Source organism: Glaciimonas sp. GG7, assembly GCF_052976905.1.
In genome coordinates, this window is sequence record NZ_JBRIIQ010000007.1 from 75,738 (window position 1) to 82,622 (window position 6,885).

5 protein-coding genes are annotated in these 6,885 nt (G+C 53.1%); 3 read left to right on the forward strand and 2 right to left on the reverse strand.

Annotated features, from left to right (window positions below):
- Positions 1-44 precede the first annotated feature (44 nt).
- The 3 genes from ACVBEF_RS03645 to ACVBEF_RS03655 all read left to right on the forward strand — a co-directional run bounded on the left by ACVBEF_RS03645 (position 45) and on the right by ACVBEF_RS03655 (position 4,363).
- Entirely contained in the window at positions 45-305 is a 261-nt protein-coding gene (locus tag ACVBEF_RS03645) for a helix-turn-helix domain-containing protein (protein ID WP_447122582.1), read from the forward strand.
- Between the two features lie 339 nt (positions 306-644).
- Positions 645-3,518 (forward strand): excinuclease ABC subunit UvrA, encoded by a 2,874-nt coding sequence (gene uvrA / locus ACVBEF_RS03650; protein ID WP_447122583.1) that lies wholly within the window; start codon positions 645-647, stop codon positions 3,516-3,518.
- A gap of 77 nt (positions 3,519-3,595) precedes the next feature.
- Positions 3,596-4,363 (forward strand): phytanoyl-CoA dioxygenase family protein, encoded by a 768-nt coding sequence (locus tag ACVBEF_RS03655; protein ID WP_447122590.1) that lies wholly within the window; start codon positions 3,596-3,598, stop codon positions 4,361-4,363.
- Between the two features lie 54 nt (positions 4,364-4,417).
- On the opposite strand, the gene ACVBEF_RS03660 is transcribed toward ACVBEF_RS03655, so the two are convergent.
- Together ACVBEF_RS03660 and ACVBEF_RS03665 are read right to left on the reverse strand one after the other, a co-directional pair.
- Positions 4,418-5,353, reverse strand: a complete 936-nt coding sequence (locus ACVBEF_RS03660) for an alpha/beta hydrolase (RefSeq protein WP_447122584.1) — start codon at positions 5,351-5,353, stop codon at positions 4,418-4,420.
- Between the two features lie 78 nt (positions 5,354-5,431).
- Positions 5,432-6,885 (reverse strand): cation:proton antiporter domain-containing protein (locus ACVBEF_RS03665; protein ID WP_447122585.1); only part of this gene is annotated, 1,454 nt, incomplete at its 5' end.

Consider the following 6,885-nt stretch of genomic DNA (forward strand, 5'->3'; position numbering starts at 1 on the left):
TGATACGTAAAAAATATTCGATGAAGCATGAATGAAAGAAACAAATGAGCGACTTCCCCATCCATACCGCTGAGCAATTAATCCCTTTATTTGTTGCGTTTCGGAAAAAACGACACTTGACGCAAGCGGATTTGGCTAATCGGGTTGGGGTCGGACAACAGACCATTTCGCAATTGGAGCGCCATCCGAATAAGGCGAGCATTGAGCGGCTGTTGCGCGCATTTGCGGAACTTAACGTAGAACTAGTACTGCGAGAAAAACAATCGTCAACTGCCAACGAACAAGCTAACCCAGAAGGTTGGTGAGCTTGTGGGATATACATTGCGCAAACATCAGATACCGTTCACAGCTCTGCCTGCAGATCTCTCTGAAACTATTCATAAACAAGCTAACCGACAGTCCCGCTTATTAGCCATAAACAGTCACCATCGAAAGCCGATCTTATAGCTACCGCCTATCCCCACACCCGCATAAACACTCGCTTTACAAGCCGATCAGAATAAACTCAAAAAACCGTACCCTGATATAGTGATGAGTTACGTCATTTGGCCGCTTTGAACCAATAACTTAATAGTTATGCAACGCCGCCAGCGCCAATTCCAACATAAACCATCGCCGTAAAAAATTTACGCAGAAAGCTGTTCATGGAAGAGATCCGCATCCGGGGTGCGCGTACGCATAACCTCAAAAACATCAATCTGGATTTACCGCGTAACAAATTGATCGTCATTACCGGGCTGTCCGGTTCTGGCAAATCGTCGCTGGCGTTCGATACGTTGTATGCCGAGGGTCAGCGCCGTTATGTTGAGTCGCTGTCGTCCTATGCGCGTCAGTTTTTGCAATTGATGGAGAAGCCGGACGTCGATCTGATTGAGGGGCTGTCACCGGCGATTTCGATTGAGCAAAAAGCGACTTCACACAATCCGCGTTCGACGGTCGGTACCGTGACCGAGATTCACGATTATTTGCGTTTGCTGTACGCACGGGTTGGCACGCCGTATTGCCCGGATCATCCTGAGAAGCCATTGGCTGCACAATCGGTGTCGCAAATGGTGGACGCGGTGTTGGCGATGCCAGAAGACACCAAATTGATGATTTTGGCACCGGTCGTGGCGAATCGTAAAGGCGAGCATGTTGATCTGTTTGAGAGCATGCAGGCACAAGGTTTTGTGCGCTTTCGGATTCAAAGCGGGACCAATAAAGCGAAGATTTATGAAGTCGATGATTTGCCGAAGTTAAAGAAAACCGAAAAGCACACTATCGACGTAGTGATTGATCGCGTGAAGGTAAAGGAAGACATCAAACAGCGCTTAGCGGAAAGTTTTGAGACCGCATTGCGCCTGGCCGAGGGCCGCGCGATTGCATTTGAAATGGATACCGCCGTTGAGCATATGTATTCGAATAAATTTGCCTGCCAGACTTGCGGTTATTCGCTGCAAGAACTGGAGCCGCGCTTGTTCTCGTTTAACAATCCGATGGGAGCTTGCCCGGAGTGTGACGGGCTTGGACATATCGAATTTTTCGACCCTAAACGGATTGTTGCGTTTCCTAATTTATCGCTCGCCAGCGGTGCCGTAAAAGGCTGGGATCGACGCAATCAGTTTTACTTTCAAATGCTGTCAAATCTGGCGGCGCATTACGAATTCGATCTCGATACGCCGTTTGAAAAACTGTCGGAAAAAGCGCAACAAGTGGTGCTGTACGGCTCCGGGCGCGAGACGATTCCGTTTACTTATATTAATGAGCGTGGCAAGCCGGTAGTCAAGGACCATACCTTTGAAGGCGTGGTCAATAATCTGCAACGGCGCTATCGCGAAACTGATTCGATGGCGGTAAAAGAAGAGCTGGCTAAGTTTATTAACGAGAAAGAGTGTCCGTCTTGCCACGGTGCGCGTTTGCGTATTGAGGCACGCTTTGTCAAGGTCGGTAACGGCAAGCAGGAGCGTGCGATTTATGAAGTTGCGGCCATGCCATTACACGATACGTTGCACTTTTTTGAGAAGCTCAAACTGACCGGGGCCAAGAAAGAAATTGCGGATCGGATCATTAAAGAAATCATTTCGCGGCTGACATTTTTGAACAATGTCGGCCTCGATTATTTGTCGCTGGAACGCAGCGCTGACACCTTGTCTGGCGGCGAAGCGCAGCGGATTCGGCTGGCGTCGCAAATCGGTTCTGGCCTCACGGGCGTGATGTATGTGCTGGACGAGCCATCGATTGGTTTGCATCAACGCGACAATGATCGATTGATTGAGACGCTGCGGCATCTACGCGACATCGGCAATAGCGTGCTGGTGGTGGAGCATGATGAGGATGCGATTCGCACTGCTGATTATGTGGTCGATATGGGCTTGGGTGCTGGTGTGCATGGTGGTGAAATTATTGCGCAAGGGACACTGGCGGACATCCTGAAAAACAAGAAATCGCTGACTGCAAAATACTTGAACGGGACGCTCAAAATTGCGGTTCCTAAAAAACGTACGCCTTCCAATCCCGACAAGCAATTCATCATCTCCGGGGCCAGTGGCAACAATCTTAAAAATGTCACGATGCGGCTTCCGGTGGGGTTGATGACCTGTGTTACCGGGGTTTCCGGCTCGGGCAAATCGACGCTGGTGAATGACACGTTGTATCACGCGGCGTCGCGCCATTTGTATGGCTCGCAAGCGGAACCGGCGGCGCATGAATCGATTAGCGGGCTGGAATATTTCGATAAAGTTATTTCGGTCGATCAGGCGCCGATCGGGCGCACGCCGCGTTCAAACCCGGCGACGTACACCGGCTTATTTACGCCGATTCGCGATTTGTTTTCTGGCGTACCGATGGCGAAAGAACGTGGCTATAACGCCGGACGTTTTTCGTTCAACGTGAAAGGCGGACGCTGCGAGGCTTGTCAGGGCGATGGCGTCATCAAGGTGGAAATGCACTTCTTGCCAGACGTGTATGTGCCTTGCGATGTTTGTCATGGCAAACGCTATAACCGCGAAACATTGGAAGTCAATTACAAGGGTAAAAACATTACGGAAGTGTTGGCGATGACGGTGGAAGAGGCGCATGCATTCTTCAAACCGGTGCCGGTGATTGCACGTAAATTGCAGACGCTGCTCGACGTCGGACTTGGGTATATTCGCCTTGGTCAAAGTGCGACAACGCTCTCTGGCGGTGAGGCCCAACGGGTCAAACTGTCGCTCGAATTATCGAAGCGCGATACAGGGCGCACGCTGTACATTCTCGATGAGCCGACCACCGGGTTGCATTTTCACGATATCGATTTACTGCTCAAAGTGATCCACCGTCTGCGCGATCAGGGCAATACCATGGTCATCATTGAACACAATCTGGACGTGATTAAAACGGCCGATTGGCTGGTCGATCTGGGGCCGGAAGGCGGTGCTGGCGGCGGCTTGATTATTGCCACCGGAACGCCGGAGGATGTGGCTGTGAATCCGAAGAGTGTGACTGGAAAATATTTAGCGCCGCTGCTGGGGATATCTGACAAATTGCAGGCAACCGGCTGAAAATAGGTGGGCGGATATATAACCCGCCCATCCATGTATTACGCACATTGTTGAAACATAGGAACGTCGTGATGAACATGAACACTCCTCTTTCTGCGACGCAGATGGCGGCATTTGAAACAGACGGTTATTTGGTGTTACCGCGCTTTGTCTCGGCCACGGATTGCGCACAAATGGTTGCCGTGACGAATCAACATTTGCACGATGCGGTGGCCCCGTTGGAATACGAATCGGAGGTCGGTTACGCGGGTGCGCCAGGCTCGCTCGATAGCGTGGGCGGGCGCACAGCGCGACGCTTGCGCGATGCCTATCATCGACATCCATCGTATCGCGCATGGGCAGTCAATCCGGTTCTGGTGGCGATGTTGGCGCAAGTATTGAACGAACCTGTTTGCCTGACGCTGGCGCATCACAATTGCGTGATGACCAAGCACCCCGACTTCGGCACGGCCACTGGCTGGCATCGCGATATCCGCTATTGGTCGTTTGCACGCAATGCGTTAATTTCGGTATGGCTGGCGCTCGATGATGAGAACGAAAACAATGGCGGCCTGCGTTTTATTCCTGGCTCGCATCGCTTCGATATATCTCCGGCACAAATGGATGGCCTTGATTTTCTACGACCGGATGTTGCTGAGAATCAGGCGCTGTTTGCGCAGGGTATTTCGCTCCATTTGAACCCGGGTGACGTGGTGTTTTTTCATAGCGGCTTGTTCCATGCGGCGGGTAGAAACAATAGCCATGCCATCAAAGAGTCGGTGGTGTTTGCTTATCATGGGGCGAGTAATCCGCCGCTGCCGGGAAGTCGTTCGGCGTCGGCTGAGGATATCTTGCTGGGCGGCTAGGGCGTACCTTTCAATACGATGCGACGCATCTACTCAGGGCAATCGTCAGTGCAGCTATTTCTTGGATGCATCAACAGTCTCCTCGTGCCTGCGTGCTGTCATTTTTTGTGCGGTATTTTCGCCTGCATTTTCTTGAACAAATATATCGACCGCGTCTAGCACCGGGGCCAAACTCCGCAATGGACGTGAGATTGCACCGACCAATGTGGCGTGACCGACATGTTCAAAATATTCCACTGTGACAGGCACTTGGAGCGCACGCAATGCGGCGGCAAGACCGCCGGTATTGCGGACAGGATTGACCAGATTATCGGTGCTGGCGGCCAATAATAATGTTGGTGGCGCGTGCGACGTGACGTGATTAATCGGTTGCGATGTGGTCGGGGTATTGGGGAAGAAAAATACCGGACGGACATCGCGATTTTCAATCGGAATAAAATCATAGGGCCCGGCCAGACCGATCCAGCCGCGCAATACGGCAGGGGTCAAATGCACCTCGGCCAGCCAGCGTGGATCGAGCGCCAACATCGCAGCATTGTAAGCACCGGAGCTATGCCCCATCACAAACAAGCGCTGCGGATCGCCACCGTATTTGGCGACTTCTTTGACTGTCCAGGCGAGTGCTTGCGCACCGTCCTGAAGAAAAGCCGGGTAGCGGACTTCCGGGTAGAGCCGATAGTCTGCGATGACGGCGACGATGCCGCGTGAGGCCAGCGCCTCGCCAACAAAAGCGTAATCACCGCGCGCGCCGCTATTCCAACTTCCGCCGTAAAAAAACAAAACAACCGGAGCCGGGGAGTGTAAATTTTTGGGCGTATAAACGTCTAGTCCGTTGCGGGGATGTGGGCCGTAAAGTATGTCGCAAGTTTTAGTGTAGGTACTGCTGGTGGTGACAGCGTTGATCGCTGTGAGCGGGGAACAGGCGACCATTGCGCTCAACGCTAAGACCAATATGCAGCAGGTCAGTGCAATTTTTGAAAAAAGAACCATCGTTGAACTCCGTAAGGTTGCGTCGCATCAAGTCGTGTATACGTTACAACAAGCCAGAGCAGATTCAAAAGTACCGTCTTAACCGGTAAATAACCGTTCTTCAGCTTTCGCTATGCCCTCGGCTGCGCCGCGCAAAATGACCACGTCGCCGCTTTGCAAGACTGTCTGGGCACTGATATCGATACGACCTTTGCCGCGCCGCACGCTGCTGATCTCTGCGCCGAGCGTGCTTAAGTCGAGCATGGCGACGGACTTGCCGATCGCCTTTGCACCTTCTGGCAAGGTGACGGAATGCAAGCGTTCTTGCAAATAATCTTCGCTGTCGCTGGCGTCCCCTGCCCCATGAAAATAGCCGCGTAGTGAGGCGTAGCGTTGGTCGCGTGAGGTTTGTACGCGATGCAAGACGCGCCGTAACGGTACACCCAGCAGGACTAGCGCGTGCGATGCCAGCATCAGGCTGCCTTCGAGCGCTTCGGGCACGACTTCGGCGGCACCAGCGGCGCGTAGTTTGTCGAGATCGGTATCGTCGTAACTGCGCACAATGACGGGTAACGCGGGCGCAAGTTCATGGACGTGATGCAGTACGCGTAAGGCTGACGGTGTGCTGGCGTAGGTAATGACGAGCGCTGCGGCCCGATGGAGTCCGGCGGCGACCAGACTCTCGCGACGGGAGGCGTCGCCGTAGGAAACCTGGGCTCCGGCGGCACGCGCTTCGTTGACCCGATCCGGGTCGAGATCGAGGGCGTGATAGCCAATGCCCTCCTCTTCCAGCAAGGTCGCCAGACTTTGTCCGCTGCGACCAAATCCGGCAATGATGACGTGTTTTTGGGTCGCCATCGTGCGTGTTGCCAGTTGGGTTAAGGCAAGCGATTGCATCATCCATTCGTTGGCAGAGAGCTTCATGACGATGGCGTCGGCATTGTTTAAGATAAATGGCGCAGCCAGCATGGATAGGACCATCGAGGCCAGAATCAATTGGATCAGCAACGGGTCCATCAAATGCAGGCCACCAGCCTGACTGAGCAGCACAAACCCGAACTCTCCGGCTTGCGCTAACGCCAGACCGGTGCGTAACGCCACGCCGGTGGAGGAGCCGAAGATTTTTGCCAGTCCGGTAATGAGGACAAATTTGAGAAACACCGGACCGGCTAGCAGCAGCAATACCAGCCACCAGTATTCGATCACCAGTCGCACGTTTAAGAGCATGCCGATGGTGATAAAAAATAGGCCCAGCAGCACATCGCGGAAGGATTTGATGTCTTCTTCAACCTGATGTTTGTATTCGGTTTCTGAAATCAGCATGCCGGCAATGAAGGCCCCCAGCGCCAGCGACAAACCGGCGCGTTCGGTAATCCATGCGGCCCCGAGTGTGATGAGCAGCAAATTGAGCATGAATAATTCTTGCGAGCGGCGCTTGACGACGATCTGGAACCAGCCGCGCATGAGTTTTTGACCGATGAAGAGCAGCAGCACCAAAACAGGCGCATTTTGCTCATGGCCGGGATTAGCGCCGGGTTTGCGTCGGTGTTTGG

What these genes read in the sequence shown, in the direction of transcription:
- ACVBEF_RS03660 (WP_447122584.1), bottom strand. Translation starts at nt 5,353, where the DNA reads ATGGTTCTTTTTTCAAAAATTGCACTGACCTGCTGCATATTGGTCTTA.
- uvrA (WP_447122583.1), top strand. Translation starts at nt 645, where the DNA reads ATGGAAGAGATCCGCATCCGGGGTGCGCGTACGCATAACCTCAAAAAC.
- ACVBEF_RS03655 (WP_447122590.1), top strand. Translation starts at nt 3,596, where the DNA reads ATGAACACTCCTCTTTCTGCGACGCAGATGGCGGCATTTGAAACAGAC.
- ACVBEF_RS03645 (WP_447122582.1), top strand. Translation starts at nt 45, where the DNA reads ATGAGCGACTTCCCCATCCATACCGCTGAGCAATTAATCCCTTTATTT.